The organism is Methylobacterium sp. UNCCL125 (assembly GCF_900116795.1).
In the GTDB taxonomy this organism is placed as follows: Bacteria; Pseudomonadota; Alphaproteobacteria; order Rhizobiales; family Beijerinckiaceae; genus Methylobacterium; species Methylobacterium fujisawaense.
Map to the genome: position 1 here is coordinate 25869 of NZ_FPBW01000035.1, position 22161 is coordinate 48029.

The 22161-nt window shown below is 70.0% G+C and carries 21 protein-coding genes; 11 read left to right on the forward strand and 10 right to left on the reverse strand.

Annotated features, from left to right (window positions below):
* The first annotated feature begins 32 nt into the window (after positions 1 to 32).
* The 3 genes from hpnJ (at position 33) to BM396_RS27050 (ending at position 3337) form a co-directional block, all read left to right on the forward strand.
* A complete protein-coding gene (gene hpnJ, locus BM396_RS27040; protein WP_043386333.1) occupies positions 33 to 1466 on the forward strand; it encodes a hopanoid biosynthesis associated radical SAM protein HpnJ in 1434 nt (477 codons plus the stop codon).
* A 120-nt stretch (positions 1467 to 1586) separates the two neighbouring features.
* Positions 1587 to 2429 carry a hopanoid biosynthesis-associated protein HpnK gene (gene hpnK, locus BM396_RS27045; protein WP_043386336.1) on the forward strand — a complete coding sequence of 281 codons (843 nt, stop codon included), beginning with the start codon at positions 1587 to 1589 and terminating at the stop codon, positions 2427 to 2429.
* 32 nt (positions 2430 to 2461) lie between these two features.
* Positions 2462 to 3337 (forward strand): bifunctional helix-turn-helix transcriptional regulator/GNAT family N-acetyltransferase, encoded by an 876-nt coding sequence (locus tag BM396_RS27050; protein WP_043386339.1) that lies wholly within the window; start codon positions 2462 to 2464, stop codon positions 3335 to 3337.
* A 48-nt stretch (positions 3338 to 3385) separates the two neighbouring features.
* On the opposite strand, the gene BM396_RS27055 is transcribed toward BM396_RS27050, so the two are convergent.
* On the reverse strand, positions 3386 to 6052 hold the full coding sequence (locus BM396_RS27055) for an MMPL family transporter (RefSeq protein WP_043386381.1): 2667 nt from the start codon (positions 6050 to 6052) through the stop codon (positions 3386 to 3388).
* Between the two features lie 620 nt (positions 6053 to 6672).
* Between BM396_RS27055 and hpnH the strand changes: the two genes are divergently transcribed.
* A complete protein-coding gene (gene hpnH, locus BM396_RS27060) occupies positions 6673 to 7836 on the forward strand; it encodes an adenosyl-hopene transferase HpnH (RefSeq protein WP_043386340.1) in 1164 nt (387 codons plus the stop codon).
* A 78-nt stretch (positions 7837 to 7914) separates the two neighbouring features.
* On the opposite strand, the gene BM396_RS27065 is transcribed toward hpnH, so the two are convergent.
* The 4 genes from BM396_RS27065 to BM396_RS27080 are packed head-to-tail and all read right to left on the reverse strand — an operon-like array spanning position 7915 to position 10622.
* A complete protein-coding gene (locus tag BM396_RS27065; RefSeq protein WP_043386343.1) occupies positions 7915 to 8535 on the reverse strand; it encodes a GNAT family N-acetyltransferase in 621 nt (206 codons plus the stop codon).
* 34 nt (positions 8536 to 8569) lie between these two features.
* Positions 8570 to 9352 carry a hypothetical protein gene (locus BM396_RS27070; RefSeq protein WP_043386346.1) on the reverse strand — a complete coding sequence of 261 codons (783 nt, stop codon included), beginning with the start codon at positions 9350 to 9352 and terminating at the stop codon, positions 8570 to 8572.
* Between the two features lie 23 nt (positions 9353 to 9375).
* On the reverse strand, positions 9376 to 9576 hold the full coding sequence (locus BM396_RS27075) for a hypothetical protein (RefSeq protein WP_043386350.1): 201 nt from the start codon (positions 9574 to 9576) through the stop codon (positions 9376 to 9378).
* Positions 9573 to 10622 carry a hydantoinase/oxoprolinase family protein gene (locus BM396_RS27080; protein ID WP_043386353.1) on the reverse strand — a complete coding sequence of 350 codons (1050 nt, stop codon included), beginning with the start codon at positions 10620 to 10622 and terminating at the stop codon, positions 9573 to 9575. Before BM396_RS27080 ends, BM396_RS27075 begins: the two co-directional genes overlap by 4 nt.
* A gap of 9 nt (positions 10623 to 10631) precedes the next feature.
* Here BM396_RS27080 and BM396_RS27085 point away from each other — a divergent pair, with 9 nt between their 5' ends.
* A complete protein-coding gene (locus BM396_RS27085; RefSeq protein ID WP_081948739.1) occupies positions 10632 to 11363 on the forward strand; it encodes a HisA/HisF-related TIM barrel protein in 732 nt (243 codons plus the stop codon).
* A gap of 69 nt (positions 11364 to 11432) precedes the next feature.
* Positions 11433 to 12035, forward strand: a complete 603-nt coding sequence (gene leuD / locus BM396_RS27090) for a 3-isopropylmalate dehydratase small subunit (RefSeq protein WP_043350546.1) — start codon at positions 11433 to 11435, stop codon at positions 12033 to 12035.
* Positions 12036 to 12108: 73 nt separating this feature from the next.
* On the opposite strand, the gene BM396_RS27095 is transcribed toward leuD, so the two are convergent.
* Positions 12109 to 12780, reverse strand: coding sequence for an O-methyltransferase (locus BM396_RS27095; RefSeq protein ID WP_043386355.1), 672 nt, complete (start codon positions 12778 to 12780; stop codon positions 12109 to 12111).
* Between the two features lie 94 nt (positions 12781 to 12874).
* Here BM396_RS27095 and BM396_RS27100 point away from each other — a divergent pair, with 94 nt between their 5' ends.
* A complete protein-coding gene (locus BM396_RS27100; protein ID WP_043386356.1) occupies positions 12875 to 13528 on the forward strand; it encodes a TetR/AcrR family transcriptional regulator in 654 nt (217 codons plus the stop codon).
* A 50-nt stretch (positions 13529 to 13578) separates the two neighbouring features.
* Here the strand turns inward: BM396_RS27100 and BM396_RS27105 are convergent, their stop codons facing one another.
* Entirely contained in the window at positions 13579 to 13920 is a 342-nt protein-coding gene (locus BM396_RS27105; RefSeq protein ID WP_078947260.1) for a carboxymuconolactone decarboxylase family protein, read from the reverse strand.
* Positions 13921 to 14091: 171 nt separating this feature from the next.
* Between BM396_RS27105 and BM396_RS27110 the strand changes: the two genes are divergently transcribed.
* The 3 genes from BM396_RS27110 (at position 14092) to BM396_RS27120 (ending at position 17770) form a co-directional block, all read left to right on the forward strand.
* Positions 14092 to 15306: a lytic murein transglycosylase gene (locus BM396_RS27110; protein WP_043386358.1), complete on the forward strand. Its 1215-nt coding sequence runs from the start codon at positions 14092 to 14094 to the stop codon at positions 15304 to 15306.
* The gene (locus BM396_RS27115) at positions 15303 to 15686 is read left to right on the forward strand and encodes a RidA family protein (protein WP_043386359.1); all 384 of its coding nucleotides are present in this window, start codon (positions 15303 to 15305) and stop codon (positions 15684 to 15686) included. Before BM396_RS27110 ends, BM396_RS27115 begins: the two co-directional genes overlap by 4 nt.
* 497 nt (positions 15687 to 16183) lie before the next feature.
* Complete coding sequence (locus tag BM396_RS27120) at positions 16184 to 17770, forward strand: methyl-accepting chemotaxis protein (RefSeq protein ID WP_244538973.1); 1587 nt, start codon at positions 16184 to 16186, stop codon at positions 17768 to 17770.
* A gap of 115 nt (positions 17771 to 17885) precedes the next feature.
* On the opposite strand, the gene rplS is transcribed toward BM396_RS27120, so the two are convergent.
* From rplS to argB, 3 genes are all read right to left on the reverse strand, one after another.
* On the reverse strand, positions 17886 to 18287 hold the full coding sequence (rplS, locus tag BM396_RS27125) for a 50S ribosomal protein L19 (protein WP_043351057.1): 402 nt from the start codon (positions 18285 to 18287) through the stop codon (positions 17886 to 17888).
* Between the two features lie 131 nt (positions 18288 to 18418).
* On the reverse strand, positions 18419 to 19180 hold the full coding sequence (locus BM396_RS27130) for a pyrimidine 5'-nucleotidase (protein ID WP_043351056.1): 762 nt from the start codon (positions 19178 to 19180) through the stop codon (positions 18419 to 18421).
* A gap of 188 nt (positions 19181 to 19368) precedes the next feature.
* Positions 19369 to 20262, reverse strand: a complete 894-nt coding sequence (argB, locus tag BM396_RS27135; RefSeq protein ID WP_043351054.1) for an acetylglutamate kinase — start codon at positions 20260 to 20262, stop codon at positions 19369 to 19371.
* A 311-nt stretch (positions 20263 to 20573) separates the two neighbouring features.
* On the opposite strand from argB, the gene BM396_RS27140 reads away from it, so the two are divergent.
* Entirely contained in the window at positions 20574 to 21917 is a 1344-nt protein-coding gene (locus BM396_RS27140) for a UDP-glucose dehydrogenase family protein (protein WP_043386365.1), read from the forward strand.
* Positions 21918 to 22161 lie beyond the last annotated feature (244 nt).

Genomic DNA, 22161 nt, shown 5'->3' on the forward strand with positions numbered 1-22161 from the left:
CCCCCCGGCATTGCCCTGAGGCCTTGAACCCCATGCGCACGCTCTTCCTCCAGGCCCCCACCTTCGACGGTTTCGACGGCGGTGCCGGCTCCCGCTATCAAGCCAAGCGCGAGATCAAGTCGTTCTGGTACCCGACCTGGCTGGCCCAGCCGGCCGCCCTGGTGCCGAATTCGAAGCTGATCGACGCGCCGCCGCACAACATCAAGCTTCCCGAGATCGTGGCCCAGGCCAACGATTTCGACCTCGTCGTGCTCCACACCTCGGTGCCGTCGTTCAAGTCCGACGTGAAGACGATCGAGGCGCTGAAGGCCGCCAACCCGAAGCTGATCGCCGGCCTGATCGGCGCCAAGGTCGCGGTCGACGCCGCCGGCGCCATGGCCCAGGCCCCGGTGGTCGATTTCTGCGCCCGCAACGAGTTCGACTTCACCGTCAAGGAAGTCGCCGAGGGCGTCCCGATGTCGGAGATCAAGGGCCTGTCCTATCGCGACGCCAACGGTGTCGTGGTCCATAACGAGGACCGCGAGATCATGACCGACATGGACCAGCTGCCCTTCGTCACCAGCGTCTACAAGCGCGACCTGGAGATGGAGAAGTACTTCATCGGCTACCTGAAGCACCCCTACATCTCGTTCTACTCCGGCCGGGGCTGCAAGAGCCGCTGCACCTTCTGCCTCTGGCCGCAGACGGTCGGCGGCCACACCTACCGCACCCGCTCGGTCGCCCACGTGATCGAAGAGATCAAGTACTGCCTGAAGGAGTTCCCGCAGACCAAGGAGTTCTTCTTCGACGACGACACCTTCACCGACAACCTCCCGCGCGCCGAGGAGATCGCCCGCGAGCTCGGCAAGCTTGGCGTCACGTGGTCGTGCAACGCCAAGGCGAACGTGCCGCGCGAGACCCTGAAGGTGCTCAAGGAGAACGGCCTGCGCCTGCTGCTGGTCGGCTACGAGTCCGGCAACCAGACCATCCTGCACAACATCAAGAAGGGCATGCGGGTCGAGGTCGCCGAGAAGTTCACCAAGGATTGCCACGACCTGGGCATCGCCATCCACGGCACCTTCATCCTCGGCCTGCCGGGCGAGACCAAGGAGACGATCCAGGAGACGATCGCCTTCGCCAAGCGGATCAACCCGCACACGATCCAGGTCTCCCTGGCCGCGCCCTACCCGGGCACGTTCCTGTACAAGCAGGCGGTGGAGAACGGCTGGCTCGACATCGAGAACGCCGAACTCGTCGACGAGAACGGCGTGCAGGTCGCGCCGCTGCACTACCCGCACCTCTCGCACACCGAGATCTTCACCTCGGTCGAGGAGTTCTACAAGAAGTTCTACTTCCGGGCGCCGAAGATCGCCTCGATCGTGAGCGAGATGGTGCGCTCGCCCGACATGATGAAGCGCCGCCTGCGCGAGGGCGTCGAGTTCTACCGCTTCCTCAAGGAGCGTCAGGGCACCGCCAAGGCGGCTTAAGTCAGGGGTCCGGGGCCTACGGCCCCGGCGGGGAGCGGGGCAGAGCCCCGTCCCCTACCCAGGGCTCCGCCCTGGACCCGCGAGAGGGCACGCCCTCTCGACACCCGTTACGAGGTTTGCGTGAAGCGTCTGGTCGTCACCGCGGACGATTTCGGGCTGAGCCCCGAGGTCAACGAGGCCGTCGAGCAGGCCCATCGCGACGGGATCCTCACGGCGGCGAGCCTGATGGTCTCGGCGCCGGCCGCCGCCGACGCGGTGGCGCGGGCCCGGCGGATGCCGTCCCTGCGGGTCGGGCTGCACCTCGTCCTCGTCGAGGCGTGGCCCACCCTCCCCGCCGCGGACCTGCCCGACCTGACCGACGCGGCCGGCCTGATGCGCGCCGACATGGGGCGCCTCGGCCTCGACTTCGCCCGCAAGCCCGCCGCCCGGCGGCAGCTCGCGGCCGAGATCCGCGCCCAATTCGAGGCCTACCGGGCGACCGGCCTGCCGCTGGACCATGTCAACGCCCACAAGCATTTCCACGTCCATCCGCTGATCGCGGGCGCGGTGCTACGCATCGGCCGCGACTTCGGCATGCGCGCCCTGCGGGTGCCCCGGGAGCCGCGGGAGATCCTGCGCCGCGCCGAGCCCGGAGCGCGGCCGCGGGCCGCCCTCGACATCGCCCCCTGGGCGGCGCTGCTCGCCGTGCGCGCCCGTCAGGCCGGGCTGCTGATCCCCGACCGCACCCTCGGCCTGGCCTGGTCCGGCGCCATGACACCGGTGCGCGTCGCGGCGCTGCTGGCCCAGCTCCCCGACGGCCTGACCGAACTCTACACCCATCCGGCCACCGGCGGCGGCTTCCCGGGCGAGGCGCCGGGCTACCGCTATGCCGACGAGCGCGATGCGCTGACCGCCCCCGCCTCCCGCGCGGCAGCCGAAGCCTCGGGCGCGATCCGCGGCGGCTTCTCCGACTTCCTCACTTGACCAGCGCCGATATCTGACTTTAGTCAGATAAAATGACGTCCGCCGAGATCGCCCGTGTCCGCCGGTTCGCCCGTGCCGTCACCGCCGAGGTCGGTGCGCTCGACTCCTCGTTCCTCGGCCGGGGCCGTCCCCTGGGGGCCGCACGCGTCCTGAACGCGATCGGGGCCGGGCGCACGGAGGTCGGCGCGATCCGCACCTATCTCGGCCTCGATTCCGGCCTGATGAGCCGTCTCCTGCGGGGCCTGGAGGAGGAGGGACTGGTCGCGACGGCGCCGCATCCCGCGGATGCCCGTCGCCGGATCGCGTCGCTGACCGAGGCCGGGCGGAGCGAGTTCGCGGCCTACGAGGCGCTGTCGGATGCCCGCGCCGTCGCCCTGCTGGAGCGCGCGCCGCAGGTGGACGCGCTCCTGCACGCCATGGACCGGGTCGCCCTGGTTCTCGGCCACGACGCCATCGCCATCACGGAGACTGATCCGACCGGCGCGGCGTCCCGCGCCTGCCTCGACGCCTACTACGCCGAGCTGGCCAGCCGATTCGCCGGCGGGTTCGACGTCGCGCGGTCGTGCGATCCCGAGGTTGCCGCCATGGTGCGCCCACGCGGCGTGTTCCTGCTCGCGAGCGGCGACGGCCTGCCGGTCGGATGCGTCGGGCTCAAGGGGAACGGCGGCGCGGTCGCGGAGATCAAGCGGCTCTGGATCGATCCCGCGGCCCGCGGGCTGGGCCTTGCCAAGCGGCTGATGCAGGCGGCCGAGGTGGCCGCCCGCGACCTCGGGATCCGGACGCTGCGGCTCGACACCAACAGTGCCCTCCCCGAGGCCCTGACGCTCTACCGGCGATCGGGCTGGGTGGAGATCGACCGGTTCAATGACGACCCCTACCCGGACCATTTCTTCGAGAAGGCCCTCTGAGGCCTTCCGTCGCGCCGGCCGCGACCGGCCGGCGCGACTCGGCCCGTCCTATTTGGCCGGCACCGGATCCTGGTGCGGGGCGGTCTTGCGCAGGGCCGCGCCAGCCGCCTTCTCGGCTTCCGGACGGTCATCGTCGGGCTGCGCCGGCGGCTCACCGAGGGTTGCCGGCACGACGAAGAACGCCGCCACCAGGGTGAAGAACAGCGACAGCGCCAGCAGCTTGCCCATGCTCGCCGTGCCCGGATGGCTCGACAAGACCAGCGATCCGAAGGCGCTGCCGGTGGTCAGCGCGGAGAAGAAGATCGCCCGGGTCAGGCTGGAGGCGAGCATGTCGGTCACGCCCGCCCGCCACGCGATCACGTAGTAGATGTGGAACGCCACGCCGACCGCGAGCATCAGCGGCAGGGCGATGATGTTGGCGAAGTTCAGCGGCATGCCGACGATGCGCATCGCCATGAGCGTCCAGAGGGTCGCGATCACCAGCGGGCCGAGGGTCATCGCCACGTCCCAGGGTTTCCGCAGGGCGACCGACAGGATGACGAAGATCAGCACGAAGGCCGTCACCGCCGCCTGCACGAAGGCGCCCAGGATCGTGTAGCTCGACTGCGTCGTGGCCACGGGCGCACCGGTGGCGTGCGGGGCGACCTTCAGGACCTCGTCCGAGAAGCGGCGCAGCACCGTGTCGTCGTTCGAATCACCCTTGGGGTGGACCTCGATGCGCGCACGCCCGTCCGCCGCCACCCAGTCGGCCTTGAGCTGCGGCGGCAGGTTCTCCAGCGTGATCTTCTCGGGATGCAGCAGGTCGCGCAGGCGCGCCAGCAGCGGCACGAGGTCCTTGGTCAGCGCAACCGAAGCCGCCTCGCGCATCTGCACCGGGCCGGCGGCGAGCTTGTCGAGGGTGCCGGCGAGGCGCTTGGCCTCCTGGGCGCCCTTCGCGTCGCCCTTGGCGTCGGTCGAGAGGCCGTTGAGCGCCGCGGCGGCGTCCTTGAGCGCCTTGACGTTGTCGGCGTCGGTCGGCGGCGGCGGCCGGCGGCCGGGATTGAGCACCGGGTCGAGGAGCTGGGCCGTATCGGCGACCTGGGCCAGCTTCTTGTCCTGGTCGCGCGGGACGAACGTGTCGATGCTGTTGACCGAGGCGGTGACCGGAAGGGCCAGAAGCGTCTTCGACAGCGCCGGGACTGCGTCGACGCTCGGCGCCAGCACGTCGATGAAGTTCGGGCTGGTCTCGGGATTCTTGATCAGGTCCAGATAGGTCGCGATGGACTGCGTCTTGGGGCTGCGCAGGTGCATCGGGTTCGAGTCGAACGGCAGGTGCCAGAGCAGAGGCGCCCCGGCCAGGGTCACGAGGCCGACGCCGATCAGGATCGGCTTGCGGTGCTGGATGATCCACGGATCGACGCCGACGAGCCAGTTGGTCTGCACCGCCGCCTTCTCGCCCACGGGCTTGAACACCGCGATCAGCGCGGGCAGCAGCGTCAGGGAGAACAGGAAGGCCACGACCATGCCGACGCCGGCGATCAGGCCGAGCTCCGACACGCCCCGGAAGGCCGTGGGCAGGAAGGCGAAGAAGCCCGCGACCAGCGACACCGCGGCGAGCGTCAGAGACCAGCCGACCCCGCGGGCGGCGGCGCGGATCGCGCTCTCCAGGGTCGGCTGCTCGTAGCGGTCCGCCCGGTAGCGCACCGAGAACTGGATGCCGAAATCGATGCCGAGCCCGACGAACAGGGCCGCGAAGGCCACCGAGATCGGGTTCAGCTCCTTGACCATGACGAGGCCCAGGGCGGCCGTGACCACGAGACCCGCGAAGGTGGTGATGATCACCGCGCCGACGAGCTTGCCCGAGCGCAGGGCCAGCCACAGGAACAGCACGATCGCGCCGACGATGATGCTGTTGTTGAGGCCCGCATCCTCCGACAGCGTCGCGAACTCCTCGTCCGCCACCGCCACCGTGCCGGTCAGGCGCATGCGCAGGCCGTTCTGCCCGTCGATCCCCAGATCCTTCGCGACGTTGCGGATCAGCTTGGTCGCCTGGTAGCCGGGCTCCAGGGCGTTGAAGTCGAGGACCGGCTGGATCACCACGAACTTCATCTTGTCGGTGACGCTGGTCTGGCCCCCCGACAGCAGCTCCTGCCACGACATCCGCGCCGGCTTGCCGGCCAGCACCTTCTGCAGCGTGTCGTCGATCTGCCCCATGGGCTTCTCGAGATCCTCGAGCTTGGCGTCGCCGGTCTTCACGCCGCGGGCGCCCAGCGTCAGCACCCGCATCACGCCCCGCAGGGACGGATCGGCGGCGAGCGGCCCGAGCAGGCCCTGCTGCTGGGTCAGCGCTTCGAGGGTCTTATCGAGGTCCGCCTGCGACATCAGCAGCAGGCCGTTCTTGTTGAAGAACGGGCCGCCATCGGGCCGGTAGACCGTCTCGATCAGGTTCTTGTGGGCGGTCAGCGCCTTGGCGAGGTTGGCGGCCGCCTCCTCGGTCTCCTCGGGCGTCTCGCCGTTGATCACCGCGACGATCGTGTTGCTGCGCTGCGGGAACGCCTTCTCGAAATTGATCTCGTCCTGCCGCCACGGCTCCTTCGGGTCGATCAGCCGCTCGACATCCGTGTTGATTCGGAACAGGTGTGCCGCGACCCCGAGGCTCGCGACCGTGACGAACGCCGTGAAGGCGATCACGATCCACCGATACCGCACCGAGAACGCGACGAGACTTTCGATCACGAGCACCCTGCCTGTTCGCATCGGACGCGCCCCATGCGCGACCGGCTCCTGTCATTCGTCCGGTCCAGACCCCGCCCACCGACACGGACGGGCCCCGGTCTCCGCCGGCCGATCGCGCCGCGATCCGGTCGGGTGCGCATCGGGTTCGAGGAACGCCGCACTGCCCGTTCTGGCCACGCCGTGCGCGTCCAGGACCCGATTCCGCCCGATGATGCGGTCCGCGGTCGGGTCACCCGCCGCGGGCCGGGACTTGCATCGCGGCCACGAGGCTCAGTAAAGAGGGCGATGCCAGATTGCAACGCGGCCGCTGTGGCGCGCGTCCCGCGCCTGTCCGTGTGCGCTAGCGCACGGCGATCCTGGCGCGGCCACCAGAATCTTGGGATTCCGGTCGTATTGCCGACGCAATGCACGTGCTGTCCTCAACGATCGGACGTCTCCGCCCACGGATCCCGCGGGAGCGGTGCGTGTGGCGCCGTTGCGTCAGGAGCAGGATAAGATGTCATGACCTCGCCGAAACGGGGTCGTTTCAGATTAGTTCCAAGCTAGATCGCTGGAATTCGAGATTTTTTCGCGTTAAGCACCCCAATGCCCCGGGGTCGACGAAGTAAGGAGCCGCAATCTTGGGTATCCCCCTCCGGTACGTCGCGAAGATCGGCGGCTACATCCTGAAGCAGCACCTCACGGGCCGCAAGCGCTACCCGCTTGTGATGATGATGGAACCGCTGTTCCGCTGTAACCTGGCCTGCGCCGGCTGCGGCAAGATCGACTATCCGGACGAGATCCTGAACAAGCGCCTGCCGGTCGCCGACGCCCTCGAATCGGTGCGCGAGTGTGGCGCTCCGGTGGTGGTGATCGCCGGCGGCGAGCCGCTCCTGCACAAGGATCTGCCGCAGATCGTCGAGGGCATCATCGCCCAGAAGAAGTTCGCGATCGTCTGCACGAACGCGCTGCTCCTCGAGAAGAAGATCAAGGAGTACAAGCCGAGCCCGTACTTCACGTGGTCGATCCATCTGGACGGCGACAAGGAGATGCACGACCAGTCGGTGTGCCAGCGCGGCGTCTACGACAAGGCCGTGGCGGCGATCGCGAAGGCCAAGGAGATGGGCTTCCGCGTCACCATCAACTGCACCTTCTTCAACAATTCCCAGCCGGAGAAGATCGCCGACTTCTTCGACAGCGTGACCCGGATGGGTATCGACGGCATCACCGTCTCCCCCGGCTACGCCTACGAGCGCGCCCCCGACCAGAAGCACTTCCTGAACCGCAAGGCGACGAAGGACCTGTTCCGCGGCGTGTTCCGGCACGGCAAGGAGAAGGGCCGCGAGAAGTGGACCTTCCAGCAGTCGGGCCTGTTCCTCGACTTCCTGGCCGGCAACCAGACCTACCATTGCACCCCGTGGGGCAACCCGACCCGCACCGTGTTCGGCTGGCAGAAGCCCTGCTACCTGCTCGGCGAGGGCTACGCGGCGACCTTCAAGGAGCTGATGGAGACCACCGACTGGGATTCCTACGGCACCGGCAACTACGAGAAGTGCGCCGACTGCATGGTCCACTCGGGCTACGAGGCCTCCTCGGTGGTCGATTCGGTCCGCAAGCCCTGGAAGCCGCTGGTGCACGCGATCCGCGGCATCAAGACCGACGGCGCGATGGCCCCCGAGGTCAGCCTGGAGAACCAGCGCCCGGCCGAGTTCGTGTTCTCGCGCAACGTCGCGCAGAAGCTGTCCGAGATCAAAGCGGCCGGCGTCGACACGAAGCAGGAAGCCCGCAAGCGCACCGCCGCCTGACCGGCCCGAACGATTGACGACACGAGACCCGCGGCCGCGAGGCCGCGGGTCTTTTGGTTTCCGCATCTCCGTGTCCCGTCAGCCGAGCCGCGGCACGTGCGGGGCGCAGGCGCGCGGCAGGGTCCCGTCGAGCCGCGGATCGGGCGCGACCTCGACATGGACCGCGAAGGGGACGAAGCCCGAGCGCTGGTAGAAGGCGAGCGCGCCGGGATGGTCCAGGGTGCAGGTATGCACCCAGAACCGCGTGATCGGACGCGCCCAGGCCCGGCCGATCGCCGCGTTCATCAGCGTGCGGCCGATCCCGGTTCCGACCGCGTCCCCGGTCAGTCCGAGAAAGACCAGCTCGCAGGTGCCGGGCCTGCGGAAATCGAGTTCCAGCATGCCGACGTTCCGCCCCTCCCGCCGAAGCGCGAAGATCTCGACGTCCCCGTCGGCCAGGATCGCCGCCAGCGCCCCGTCCGCCAGGGTGAGCCGCGAGAACCAGAGCCAGTCGGCGCCGACCTCCCGGAACAGGGTCCGGTAGGTCTCCGGTTCGGTACGCGCCAGGGGCTCGAGGGCGAGCCCCGGCGGGAACGGCCTTCCGGGACGCGGGGGCGGCGGGCGGAGCATCTCCAGGCTGGTGACGATGGTGGCGAGATGGCCCGGCGGCACCGCCGCGTAGCCCGGGGTGAGGGTCGGGATCCCCTTATCCGGCAGCATGAATCTCCTCCGCTGTCGCGTCGGCGCGGCTCGGTCACGCGGCCCGCGGGCGGCGCCGCGCGACGAGCCACGGCAGCACGCAGAGCGCCGAGACCGCGATGGACACGGCGTAGGCCGCGACCGGGTCGATTCGCCCGAGCAGCAGGTGCACGCAGACATAGAAGGCGAGCACGCCGAACGCGCCCTGGGCGCTGCCGCGCACCACGTCGAGGGCGGCGCCGACACCGTCCTGAACCCGGGCGAAGACGATCAGCGGCCAGGAGATGATCGGGATCGGCGGCAGGACGCCGCTCAGGCCGGAGCCGAGATGCGGCGCCAGCGTCGAGACCAGCAGGACCAGGGCCGTCGCGGCGGCGAGCCGGGCCGGCATGTCCCAGCGCGGCGGGCGCGACCGGCGGACCGGCGCCTCGGTCCCCACGTGCGGCCGGCACAGGGCGACCACCAGCGCCATCGCCGGCAGGTCGATCGCCGTGGCGAGCCACAGGCCGGGCTGGAGGAGTCCGTGCAGCAGGGCGCCGCCGAGGATGAAGGCCGCCAGAGCGAGGAGGATGGCGGCGAGGATCCCCATCCGTGGCGCGGAGACGGCGTAGGCGAGATAGCTGGCCGTGACCGCGCCCAGACCCTCCACCGAGCCGATCGCGGCGTCGGCGGCGAAACGCTCGCCCTGCTCGGCGGCGAGGTAGATCGAGATCGGCGCCGAGGTGAGCGGCAACCCCGAGAGCAGGCCGCCGACGAGGCTGCCCCATCGCCGCGCCGCTGCCGAGACGGCCCACATCAGCGTCGGCGTTACGATGATCTTGGCGGCGATCAGGCTCATGGCGATCCGAACGGCCCGCGGCGTCAGGCCGCCTGGGGCGGCCCGTCATCCTCCGGGTCGGCCGGCGAGTTGAGGATGTCGTCCAGCTCGTCGACCAGCCGGTCGATCTGGTCCTCGGTGGCGAGCACCTTCAGGACCTCCCCGGATTCCGTCTCCACGACCAATTCGATATGCGGCCCCACCCGGGCCGTCAGGATCCGGGCCAGGATCTTGATTGCACTCATGCGACTGCCTCCTCCGCGGCGATGAGGCCGACCGCCACCGCCGGTCCACAGGTCGAGATCCCGTCGCGGGCACCGGCGATCCGGTCCGCCAGCAGCGCCACCAGCGGCGTCGCCGGCCGGCCGAGCCGCTCCGCGAGGCGGGCGCCCACGAAGGCGCCGGCGCCGCACAGGACGAGGGGCGCGTCCGCGCCGAGATCGGGCCGGCTGAGGAGCTCCGCCGCCGCGTCGTGGAGCAGGCGCAGCTGCGCCTCGGCGAAGTGGGCGGCGAGCGCCGTCCAGGCCGAGGCGGGCGCCTCCGCCCGGTCGCGCCCGACGATCCGGGCGAGCCGGGTCTCGCTCTCGGCGACCGTCTTGCCCTTGCGGTCGCCGCTCGGCTGCTGGTCGGCGCCTTCGGGGAGCAGGCCGAGGATGCGGTAGACGTCCGCCATGTGGGCGAAGGTCTCGGTCATCAGCCGGGTCCGGCGGCCCGCGAAGGGGGCGTGGCCGGACAGCGCGATCACCGGCGTGCGCACCGCGCCGGTATAGACGAGCTCGCCGGTCTCAAGCCGCTCGGCATCGCTGTAGCCGGTCGCGGCCGGCCGCCCGCCCACGATGGGAATCAGGTCGGCGGTGGTCGAGCCGATATCGATCAGGAGCGCGTCCGGGACGACCCGGCCGGCGAGGGCCGCGGTGGCGTGCCAGTTGGCCGAGGCCACGTCCGCCGACAGGGAGGCGGCCGCCTCCGGGGCGACGAAGCCGGAGCGGCCGGCATAGATCCGCACGGTTCCGGCGAGGTGCGATTCGGCCCATCCGGACAGGGCCGCGACGCCGTCGCGCCGGTCGGCGAAGCAATCGGTCAGTTCGCCCGTCATGGTCACGGCGTGCAGGGCCGCGCCGCGGGCCCAGTCGGGGGCGGCCTCCAGCGCCCGGTCGAGGGCCGGCAGGCCCTGCCAGAGCGGGCACGGCACCTGGGCGGCGGCCACGACGCGGCCGTCCTCCACCAGGGCGACCTTGACGTGGACCCCGCCGAGGTCCCACCCGATCGTCATTGGGTTTGATGAGCGCATGGGACCGCGATGAGCGCCTCGATGGACCACAGGATCGGGCGCCCCGGCTTCGCGGTGATCCCGGTGCTCGATCTCCGGGGCGGCCGCGTGGTGCGGGCGCGCCGGGGCGAGCGCTCCTCCTATGCCCCGATCGAGACGCCCTTGGCAAAGGGCTCGGCGCCGGCCGCGGTGGCCCGCGGGCTGGTCGATGCGTGGCCCGCCGGGATCCTCTACGTCGCCGACCTCGACGCGATCATCGATCGCGCCGCGCCCGACCTCCGCGCCCTGGAGGCGATCGCCCGTGCCTGCCCGGGAATCGCCCTGTGGATCGATGCCGGCTTCGCCGAGCCTGCGGGCGTCGTGGCGTTCCTGGCCGCCGGCCTCGGGCGCCCGGTGATCGGCAGCGAGAGCCAGGCGGATGCCGGCCTCGTGACGCGGCTCGGCGACCGGGCGGTGTTCTCCCTCGACACCCGCGGGGCGGAGCGGCTCGGCCCGGCGGCGCTCCACGACGATCCGTCGCTCTGGCCGCCGGAGGTGATCGCCATGACGCTGGCGCAGGTCGGGGCCGGGGCCGGCCCGGACCTCGCGGCCCTGGGGGCCCTGCGGGTGCGGGCGCCGGATCGCCGCCTCTACGCGGCGGGCGGCGTGCGCGGCCCGGACGATCTTCGGGCGCTGCGGGCGGCCGGGATCGCCGGGGCTTTGGTCGCCTCCGCCCTCCACGACGGCACGCTGTCCCGGGCGACGGCACCCGACCTCGCGTGATGCTTCCGGCCCGGGCCTGCGGCTGCTAAACCGCGCGACAGAGAGACCACCGACACGAGCCGTCAGACGATGGAAAAGTTCACGACCCTGGAGGGCGTCGCGGCGCCCCTGCGGACGATCAACGTCGATACCGACCGGATCATCCCGGCCAAGTACCTGAAGACGATCCGGCGGACCGGGCTCGGCAAGAGCCTGTTCGCCGAGATGCGCTACCGCGAGGACGGATCCGAGAACCCGGACTTCATCCTCAACCAGCCCGCCTACCGGAACAGCAAGATCCTGGTGTGCGGGGACAATTTCGGCTGCGGCTCGTCCCGGGAGCACGCGCCCTGGGCGCTGGCCGATTTCGGCATCCGCTGCGTGATCTCCACGAGCTTCGCGGACATCTTCTTCAACAACTGCGCCAAGAACGGCATCCTGGCGATCGTCGTGTCCCCCGAGGACCTGGAGAAGCTGTTCGAGGATGCCGAGCGCGGCGCGAACGCCACCCTGTCGATCGATCTGGCGGCGCAGACCATCCGGGGGCCGGACGGCGGCACCCTGCATTTCGACATCGACGAGGGCCGCAAGCACAACCTGCTGAACGGCCTCGACGAGATCGGCCTGACGCTGGCGCGCGCCGCGTCGATCGATGCCTACGAGCAGAAGCTCGCCCAGCGCGAATGGGCCTGAGCGGCCCGCTGAGTGTCCCGACGGCGGTCGCGCTGAGGCGGCCGCCGGTCCGGCCCGGATACCGGGCCCTGCCTCACCCGAGCCGCATCGACAGCTCGACGTCCTCGGCGAACGGCACCGACAGGTAGCCGCGGCTCGGCGCGCGCACGCGCGCCAGGTAGTCCGGACTGTGGTCCGCGTTGTCGGCGACCACCAGGGCGCCCGATCCGAGGCGGCTCTCCACGAGGCTGAGAACCTCCGGATAGAGCCCCTTCGCCCCGTCGAGGAGCAGCAGGTCGACCGAGTCGGGCAGGTCGAGGCCGAGGGTCTGCAGGGCATCGCCCTCGCGGAACTCCACGAGATCCGCCAGCCCGGCCTCCATCAGGTTCGCCCGCGCCCGCACCACCTTGGACGGCTCGAACTCGCAGGTGATCAGCCGGCCGCCGCCATTGTCGCGCAGGGCCGCGGCGAGGTGCAGGGTCGAGAGGCCGAAGGAGGTGCCGAACTCGACGATCGTCCGCGCACGGCGGGTCCGGGCGAGCATGTAGAGCAGCCGGCCGGTCTCCCGTGAGACCGCGAGGGGCATGTCCTTGAGCCGGCTGTAGAAGTCTCGGTAGCCGGTTCGGCTGCCCATGAGGCGCGTCCGCTCGTCCGCCGAGAGATCGCCGATGGCGCTCACGGGTGAGGAGGCCTCTGATTGCGTGAAGAGACTGTCCAACAAGGACGCGATACGCGGCTCGGCGAGAGTAGAAGCTGAGCGTGACATGGCGATTTGCTTTCCGTCTTGCGTGCTCGACTGAACACGACGCAGAATACCGGCGCCCCCTGCCCGCGCCTATTCGCGTTCCGAGCCACACGTCATGCCCGATCGGCCAAGTCTCGGAATTTCCAAGCGAAAGCAGCCCCGGCAGGCGCGCTCCAGCGACCTCGTCGCGGCCATCTTGGAGGCGGCCACTCAGGTTCTGGCGGAGGTCGGGGCGGAGCGGTTCACGACGGCGCGGGTCGCCGAGCGCGCCGGCGTCAGCATCGGCTCGCTCTACCAGTACTTCCCCAACAAGGCGGCGATCCTGTTCCAGCTGCAGAGCGACGAATGGCGGGACACGACGGCCCTCCTCGCCGGCATTTTGCAGGATCGCACGACGATGCCGGGCGATCGGCTGCGCGCCGCGGTCCACGCCTTCGTGCGCTCGGAATGCGTGGAGGCGGCGATGCGACGGGCCCTCGACGCAGCCGCCCCGGCCTATCGCGATGCGCCCGAGCCCGCGGAGCCGCAGCTGGCCGGCACGCAGGCGTTTCGCGACTTCCTGCGCGAGGCGCTTCCGGCGGTTCCCGAGGCGGATCTGCAGGTCGCGGGCGCGATCATCGCGATGACCCTCGGCGAGGTCGGCGAGCGCATCTCGGAGGCGGCGCGGACGCAGGCCGCCGTGGAAGCCTCCGCCGGCGCGCTGGCCGACATGCTGTGCGCCTACCTGGACCGCCTGCGGAGCCTGGGCCGGGCGGGCGCCTCGTCTTGAAGCCGGCACCGGGCCCGCGCGAGGGCCCGGGATCGACGCGGTTCGCCGCCTCAGCCGTTCTCGCCGGTGAAGGCCTCGAAGGCCCGGGCGGTGTAGACCAGGGCGGCACCGGCATTCAGCGCCACCGCGACGCCCAGCGCCTCCACGACCTCCTCCTTGCTCGCCCCGGCCTTGCGGGCGGCCTCGGAATGGACGGCGATACAGCCGTCGCACCGGGTCGTCACCGCCACCGCGAGGGCGATCAGCTCGCGGGTCTTCGCGTCGAGCTTGCGCTCGGTCGGCGCCGCCGCGGCGAGCTGGTCATGAGCCTTGAGCAGGTCCGGGCTCACCGCGCCGATGCGCCCGAGCGTGCTCACCAGCTCGGCGCCGTACTGATTCCAATCCTTCATCATGCGTTTCGTCTCCCGCCTTGGAGGGCCCGCCGCTCGCTGGCGGGCTCCGAGCCAACCTATCGATTGGTAGGCGCGGTGGTCAAGACGACGCGGATTTCCTCACCCTTCGTTAACCCACATGTCGCCTGAATCCGCGCCCAGACTCCGCCCCGCATCGTGAGGATCGCCAGCATGCCGAAGCACCCGACGGGACCGAGGAAAGCGTGCGCGCTCGGGCTGCTCGCCGGGATCGCGGTCGTGCCGCTGGCAGTCCTGCCCGCACGGGCCGATTTCGACAGCTGCCTTGCCGGCATCCAAGGGCAGGCCGCCGCGGCGGGCGTCTCGGCGCAGACCTTCCGGTCCGCCACGAGCGGCATCAGTTACGACGACAAGGTGATCGAGCTGTCTCAGGCGCAGCCCGAGTTCAAGACGCCGATCTGGGACTACATGGCGGCGCTGGTCGACGACGAGCGGGTCGAGGACGGGCGGGCGGCCATGCGCCAGCACGCGGCGGCCCTGGCCCAGGCCGAGGCGCGCTACGGGGTCGACCGCTATACGATCGCGGCCGTCTGGGGCGTCGAGTCGAATTTCGGCAAGAACCTCGGCAAGATGCCGCTGGTCCAGTCGCTGGCGACGCTGGCCTGCTCGAACAACCGCCGCCGGGACTTCTTCCGCGGCGAGCTGATCGCCACGCTCCGGATCATCGAGCGCGGCGACATCGCGCCGGAGCGGCTCACCGGCTCCTGGGCGGGCGCCTTCGGCCAGACCCAGTTCATGCCGACCACCTATCACCGCCTCGCCGTGGACGGCGATGGCGACGGACGGCGCGACGTGGTCGATTCGGTCGCCGACGCCGTCGGGTCCACCGCCAACTTCCTGCACGTCGCGAAGTGGCAGAACGGCCAGGTCTGGGGTTACGAGGTGAAGCTGCCCCGGGGCTTCAACGTCGGAGCCGCCGGACGCAAGAACAAGAAAGCGGTCGCCCACTGGGCCTCGCTCGGCGTGACCCGCGTGGACGGGCGCCCGCTCTCGGGCGAGGGCCCGGCCGGGATCATCGCACCCGCCGGCATCGACGGCCCGGCCTTCCTGGTGACCAAGAACTTCGACGCGATCTACTCCTACAACGCCGCCGAGTCGTACGGTCTCGCCATCGCGGTCCTCTCCGACCGGCTGCGCGGCAAGCCCGGCGTCCAGGCCGCCTGGCCGACCGACGACCCGCCCCTGTCCCGGGCCGAGCGGCGCGATCTCCAGACCCGGCTGGCCGCCCGCGGCTACGATGTCGGCGAGCCGGATGGCAAGGTCGGCCAGAAGACGCGCGATGCCATCAAGGACGTGGAGCGCCGGCTCGGGATGACGCCCACGGGCCGTCCCGGCGGCAAGGTGCTGGAGGCGCTGCGCGGTGGGTGAGACGGCGGCTGATAACGTCGGGCTCCCCGTTCGAGCGGGACTACGGCTACTCCCGGGCGGTGGTCGACGGGGACACCGTCTACCTGTCCGGGACGACCGGCTACGACTACGCCACGATGACCATGCCCGAGGGGGCCGCCGCGCAGGCCGAGGCCTGCTGGCGCACGATCCGCTCGGTGCTCGCGGAGGCCGGAACAGATCTCGCCGGCATCGTGCGCGCCACCTATTACATCATCGACCGGGACGACGCCGAGGCCGTGCTGGCGGTCTGCGGCCGGGTGCTGACCGATGTCCGGCCGGCCGCCACGATCCTGGTCGTGGCGGGTCTTCTACGCCCCGAGATGCGCGTCGAGATCGAGGTCACCGCGCGGACCCGGTAGCGGCGCCCCGATCGCGCCGGTGACGGCGGGCGGCCCCCGCGTGCCCTTCCGCCGGGCCGCAGAGCCATCCGATCCTCCGACCCGATCATCTCCGCCGCGCCCGCATTGCTGCCGCGCCCGTCCCGGGTGCCGGGGGGCATTCGACCCGTCCATTGCTGGGGTGCAGGTGCGGTTCGCCGGGGCGATCTCAGGTTCTGTCGTCGCTGGCGGCAGCCCATCCGTGCGGCCGGCATGCGCCATGTCAAAAGCAACGGCATCGTCGCCTCATCTGCAGATCTCGTTCGTTCAACTTGTAGGTCATGATCTTGATCTGCGTGCTTCTGTTGACATGAGCAATCGAATTTATCAGATCATGCCGCGGTATCGCTGGATTTGGCGATCTGCGGGAATTTATTATGCGCATTCGATTTTTCAGCGTGAGTCTGTTTCGTCGTATGATGGCGCAAATTGTACTCACCGTATTGATCGTTTCAGCCATTGGCGCTGGCGGATTGCGATTGTATTACGAGGAAATGCTGTCCGAGCGGCTTCAATCCCTGCGCGCGATCACGGAGCTGTTCACCACCTACGCACAAAACCTTGAGTCCCGGGTCAGAAGCGGCGCCCTGACCCGCGAAGCCGCCCTGGCGGAACTTGCCGAGACGGCCATGGCCATGCGCTTCGACAACGGCACGAACTACGTCGCCATCTACGCGATGGACGGTACGGCTCTGGCGGTTCCCGACCGCAGGCTTGTCGGCAGCAACCAGCTGGACGCCCGGGTCAACGGGGTGCGCGTGGCCGGGACGCTGATCGATCTGCTGAAGACCTCCGACACGGCCCTGACGACGTATCAGTATCCGCGACCCGGCCGCGAGGGCCTGTACCTGAAGACCACACGCGCCGTCAGGTTCACGCCCTGGAACATCATGATCGCGGCCGGGACCTATACCGACGACATCAAGGACGCTTTCCTGTCGCTCGCTCTGGCGGCAAGCGGCCTGCTTCTCGGGGTCGGCGCCCTCGGCGTGCTCGGCTCGGTCCTGATCGGGCGCGGCATCACGCGTCCGCTCGACCGGCTCGGCCGCCGGATGCAGGCCCTCGCCCAGGGCGACGGGACGGGCCCGATTCCCGGGCTCGATCGGACGGATGAGATCGGGCAGATGGCCCGAACCGTGGAGGTCTTCCGCCAAGCGCTGATCGCAAAGGCCGAGATGGATCGGACGGCGGCGCAGGAAGCGGCGGCCAAGGCCCAGCACGTACAGAGGCTCGACGTGCTCACCCGGGCGTTCGAGGCCGATTCCGGGGCCCTCATGACGGGCGTCTCCGCGGCCGCTGCGCAGATGCAGGCGACCGCCGAGGCCATGGCACGGCGGGCCTCCCGCACGAGTGTCCGGGCCACGCATGTGGCGGGGGCCGCGCAGGAGACCGCCGGGAGCGTGCAGAGCGTTGCCGCCGCCACCGAGGAGATGGCGGTCACCATCCAGGACATCTCCGGACAGATGGCGCAATCCTCGGCCAAGACGGCGCAGGCCGCGACCGAGGCGCAGCGCACCGACGCCCTCGTGGGCGACCTCGCGAACGGGGCCGAGCAGATCGGTGCCGTCGCCAGCATGATTGCCGGCATCGCCCGTCAGACCAACCTCCTGGCCCTCAACGCCACGATCGAGGCGGCCCGGGCCGGCGAGGCGGGCCGGGGCTTCGCCGTCGTGGCGGCCGAGGTCAAGGCGCTGGCTGAGCAGACCGCCACCGCCACCGAGGAGATCGCCCTACGGATCGGCGCGGTCCAGGCGTCGACCTGCCAGGCCGTGGAGGCGATCCAGGGGATCGGCCGCACCATGGGGGAGGTCAGCACCCTCGCCGCCACGGTCGCTGCGGCGATCGAGCAGCAGGGCGCGACAACCGAAGAGATCGTGCGCAGCGTCGGGCGCGCCGCGGCGGCCACCGAGGCGGTCACCGGCAACATCGCCGACGTCTCGCAGGGCGCCGAGGAGACGGGCGGGGCGGCCGAGCGCGTTCTCGACGCCGCGATCGACATGTCGCGCAGGTCCGAGCAACTCGCCGCCGAGATCCGCCGGTTCCTGGACGGGATCCGGGCCGCCTGAGCGGATCGTATCGGCGGCCGGGACGGGGCGGCCGGCCAAGAAAAAACCGGCCCGGCTGAGCCGGGCCGGTCTGAAACCGGGCGATCGCTCCGGCCTGCGGAGCGATTCGGACAGCTTACTCGGCGGCGGTGGGCGCGGCGGCCGGGGCGTCCTTGGTCTTGTAGCGGTCGGTGCGCTCGACGATGCGGGCCGACTTCCCGCGGCGGTCGCGCAGGTAGTACAGCTTGGCGCGACGCACCTTGCCGCGACGGGCCACCTTGATCGAATCGATCATCGGCGAGTGCACCGGGAAGACGCGCTCCACGCCCTCGCCGTAGGAGATCTTGCGGACCGTGAAGCTCTCGTTGAGGCCGCCGCCCGAGCGGGCGATGCAGACGCCCTCGTAGGCCTGAACGCGGGTGCGCTCGCCTTCCTTCACGCGGACGTTGACGATCAGCGTATCGCCCGGCTCGAAATCCGGGATGGTCTTGGCGAGGCGCGCGACTTCCTCGCGCTCCAGCTGCTCGATGATGTTCATGGCATAGCTCCGGCCGTCGCGCCGCTTCGCCCCTCATGGGCGATCGGCGCCAGGATTTCGGCGATCCTGTTGTGAGTTGGGCGGCTCTCTACAGGATCGTTGCCGGCTTGTCGATTGCCGTTGGACGCGGTTCAGCGACGGTCCCGGTCGACCGGCTCTCGCGCCGCCTCGGCCTCGGGCAGCACGCAGGCGGCCAGGAAGGCGGCGAGGTCGTCCGTGATGTGGTCGATATGCGGCTCGCGCACCGCCTCCTGCTCGAAGGCCTCGCGGTAGGGATCGGTGACCCTCGGCACCACCAGCACGGTGGCCATGCCGAGGTCGTGCGGCACCGCGAGGTTCCGGGCGATGTCCTCGAACAGGGCCGCGCGGGTCGGCTCGACGGCGTGCTTCTCCAGGAACCGCTCGTAAGTCGTGCGTTCCGGCTTCGGGACGAAGTCGGCGGCGGCGATGTCGAACACGTCCTCGAAATGATCGAGGATGCCGAGCTTGGCGGCGACGGTCTCGGCGTGCCGGCGCGACCCGTTGGTCAGGATCAGCTTGCGCCCGGGCAGCCGCTCGATCGCGTCGCCGAGGCTCTTGTCGAGCTTGATCGACGAGTGGTCGATGTCGTGGGCGAAGTCGAGGAAATCGTGGGGATCGACGCCCGCCTCGACCATCAGCGCCGACAGCGTCGTGCCGTAGCGGTGATAGAAATGCTTCTGCAGCGCGCGCGCCGAGATCCCGTCGAGTCCGTAGAGCTGCATCACGTACAGGGTGATGCGCTCGTCGACCTTCGGCCAGACCGCGGCATCGCTCGGGTAAAGGGTATTGTCGAGGTCGAACACCCAGGTGTCGACGTCGGCGAAGCCGCGCGCCGCGGGGGTGGTGAACTGGGCCTTGCCGGGGTGGTGCACCGGAACCCCTCAGGTTGCTGATACCCACGGAATCTGTGGACCGGAACGGTCAAGCTCGCAAGTTTGATGCTTGTCCGGGGCTGGTCTGGTGGGTGGGGTACGACAATGCGCGGCGGGCGCAGATGTTGCCGCCACCGATGCAGGCGGCACCGCGCCGAGAGGCGGCGCGGTGCGAGTCGGTCCGATTCTCAGCCCCGACGGATCAGGGTGCCGGCGCCGTAATCGGTGAACAGCTCGAGGAGCACCGCATGGTTGACCTTGCCGTCGAGGATGACCACCGCCTCGACACCGCGCTCGAGCGCATACATGCAGGTCTCAATCTTCGGGATCATCCCGCCCGTGATGGTGCCGTCCGCGATCAGGCGCCGGCAATCCTCCACGGTGAGTTCCGGGATCAGCTTCTTGTCCTTGTCGAGGACGCCCGGCACGTCCGTGAGCAGCAGCAGGCGCTTGGCCCGCAGCGCCCCGGCGATCGCCCCCGCGAAGGTGTCGGCGTTGACGTTGTAGGTCTGGCCGTCAGCGCCGTAGGCGACGGGCGCCAGGACCGGGATCAGCTCCGCCTTCAGCACCGCGTCGAGGACGCCGCGCTCGACGTGATCCGGCTCGCCGACGAGGCCTAGATCGACGGTCTGCTCCACGTGGCTCTCGGGATCGACGACGGTCTTCATGGCCCGCTTGGCCCGGACCATGTTGCCGTCCTTGCCGCACAGGCCGACCGCCCGGCCGCCCTCGGCGGAGATCCAGCCGACGATCTGCTTGTTGATCAGGCCCGCCAGGACCATCTCGACCACCTCGACGGTGGCCTCGTCGGTGACGCGCAGGCCGCCGCGGAACTCAGACTGGATGCCGAGCCGGTCGAGCATCTTGCCGATCTGCGGCCCGCCGCCGTGCACGACGATCGGCTTCAGCCCGGACTGTTCTAGGAGGACGATGTCCTCGGCGAAATCCTCGGCCGCGGCCCGGTCGCCCATGGCATGGCCGCCGTACTTGATGACCACGATCTCCTGGTCGTAGCGCTGCATGTGGGGCAGCGCCTGAGCCAGGACCTCGGCACGCACGTGCACGTTGGGCAATTCGGTCATCGCGGTCCTTCGCCGATCCTTGGGTCGGGTCCTCGGGGGCGGATCTGCGGCCTCCCCTTCGGGCGGTGGCGCTTCTACAGGAAGCCGTCCGCGCTGCGAAGCCGCCCCGCCTCCATTCGCGGATCGGCGGCGCGCGGCGCGGCCGCCGGCGCACGGCGCCCCGGTGGCTGTCAAACTACAGTCATCCTTCGCGGGTGTTGCATTCCCGTGACAGACTGGACCGGATCCAGGCTGGCCCGGCTTGCATCGTCTGGCGGCCGGGATCATGTTGCATCGCAGCAAGCCGCTGGGCGAGCTGCCGGGAGGGCCCGATGCGGATTGCGATGATTGGGGCCGGGTATGTCGGCCTGGTCTCCGGGGCATGCCTCGCCGATTTCGGCCACGCGGTCGTCTGCATCGATCGGGATCCCGACAAGATCGCGAGCCTGAATGCCGGCCGCATGCCGATCTACGAGCCCGGCCTCGACGCGCTGGTGACCGAGAATGTCCGCCAGGGCCGGCTCGCATTCAGCACATCGATGCGGGAGGCCGTGGCCGAGGCCGACGCGGTGTTCATCGCGGTGGGCACGCCGTCCCGCCGCGGCGACGGTTTCGCCGACCTGAGCTTCGTGTTCGATGCCGCCCGGGAGATCGCCGGGGCGCTCTCGGGCTTCACCGTGGTGGTGACGAAGTCGACCGTGCCGGTGGGCACCGGCGACGAGGTCGAGCGCATCATCCGCGAGACCAATGCCGACGCGGACGTCGCGGTGGTGTCCAATCCCGAGTTCCTGCGCGAGGGCGCGGCCATCGCCGACTTCAAGCGTCCCGACCGCATCGTGGTCGGCGCCGAGGAGGCGCGGGCCGAGGCCGTGATGCGCGAGGTCTACCGGCCGCTCTATCTCAATCAGGCCCCGATCATGGTCACCGCGCGGCGCACCGCCGAATTGACCAAATACGCGGCGAACGCGTTCCTGGCGGCCAAGATCACCTTCATCAACGAGATCGCGGATCTGTGCGAGGCGGTCGGCGCCGACGTTCAGGCGGTGGCCCGCGGCATCGGGTTGGACAACCGGATCGGGTCGAAGTTCCTGCATGCCGGGCCGGGCTACGGCGGCTCGTGCTTTCCCAAGGACACGCTGGCGCTGGTCAAGACCGCCCAGGATGCCGGCACGCCGCTGCGGATGGTCGAGACGGTGGTGGCGGTCAACGACCAGCGCAAGCGCGCCATGGCCCGCAAGGTGATCAAGGCCTGCGGCGGCAGCGTACGCGGCAAGACGGTGGCGCTGCTCGGCCTGACCTTCAAGCCGAACACCGACGACATGCGCGATGCGCCCTCGCTGGCGATCATCGCCGGGCTTCAGGATGCGGGGGCCAAGGTGCGCGCCTACGATCCGGAGGGCATGGAGCAGGCCCGGATCCTGATGCCGGCTGTGGATTACGCCGAGAACGCCTATGCCTGCGCGGAGGGTGCGGACGCCCTGGTGATCGTCACCGAGTGGAACGCGTTCCGGGCGCTGGACCTCGACCGGCTGCGTCAGATCATGTCCTCCGACGGATCGGCCCCCGTGCTGATCGACCTGCGCAACATCTACGACCCCGCGAGCGCGGCGCGACACGGTTTCACCTATTGCGGCGTCGGACGAACCAAGGAGAGCGTCGCGCGGAACGGGTCTTGATCATCGCGGTGGAGACCGACGGGCCTGAATTCCTGTGCGGGATCTGCGCCGGCGCGCGAAGATTTCTTCCGGAATCGGGCCCGATGCCGCTAGACGGGCTGCCGCCCCCGAGGGGCAACTGTGGCTTTCTCGTGGTCGAGTTCGCGTCTCGACAGGCGGTCCAGCGGTTCAATCTTGGCGTTTTGGGCGCAGGGATTGGATAAGCCGCTGATGAATACATGTCACAGCCTCTGGCAATTTCGCC

Coding starts and splice junctions, on each gene's coding strand:
- hpnJ (WP_043386333.1), top strand. CDS start 33: ATGCGCACGCTCTTCCTCCAGGCCCCCACCTTCGACGGTTTCGACGGC.
- BM396_RS27050 (WP_043386339.1), top strand. CDS start 2,462: ATGACGTCCGCCGAGATCGCCCGTGTCCGCCGGTTCGCCCGTGCCGTC.
- leuD (WP_043350546.1), top strand. CDS start 11,433: ATGGAAAAGTTCACGACCCTGGAGGGCGTCGCGGCGCCCCTGCGGACG.
- BM396_RS27110 (WP_043386358.1), top strand. CDS start 14,092: ATGCCGAAGCACCCGACGGGACCGAGGAAAGCGTGCGCGCTCGGGCTG.
- BM396_RS27140 (WP_043386365.1), top strand. CDS start 20,574: ATGCGGATTGCGATGATTGGGGCCGGGTATGTCGGCCTGGTCTCCGGG.
- BM396_RS27075 (WP_043386350.1), bottom strand. CDS start 9,576: ATGAGTGCAATCAAGATCCTGGCCCGGATCCTGACGGCCCGGGTGGGG.
- BM396_RS27100 (WP_043386356.1), top strand. CDS start 12,875: ATGCCCGATCGGCCAAGTCTCGGAATTTCCAAGCGAAAGCAGCCCCGG.
- BM396_RS27070 (WP_043386346.1), bottom strand. CDS start 9,352: ATGAGCCTGATCGCCGCCAAGATCATCGTAACGCCGACGCTGATGTGG.
- BM396_RS27095 (WP_043386355.1), bottom strand. CDS start 12,780: ATGTCACGCTCAGCTTCTACTCTCGCCGAGCCGCGTATCGCGTCCTTG.
- BM396_RS27065 (WP_043386343.1), bottom strand. CDS start 8,535: ATGCTGCCGGATAAGGGGATCCCGACCCTCACCCCGGGCTACGCGGCG.
- BM396_RS27105 (WP_078947260.1), bottom strand. CDS start 13,920: ATGATGAAGGATTGGAATCAGTACGGCGCCGAGCTGGTGAGCACGCTC.
- rplS (WP_043351057.1), bottom strand. CDS start 18,287: ATGAACATCATCGAGCAGCTGGAGCGCGAGGAAGTCGCGCGCCTCGCC.
- argB (WP_043351054.1), bottom strand. CDS start 20,262: ATGACCGAATTGCCCAACGTGCACGTGCGTGCCGAGGTCCTGGCTCAG.
- BM396_RS27080 (WP_043386353.1), bottom strand. CDS start 10,622: ATGCGCTCATCAAACCCAATGACGATCGGGTGGGACCTCGGCGGGGTC.
- BM396_RS27085 (WP_081948739.1), top strand. CDS start 10,632: ATGAGCGCCTCGATGGACCACAGGATCGGGCGCCCCGGCTTCGCGGTG.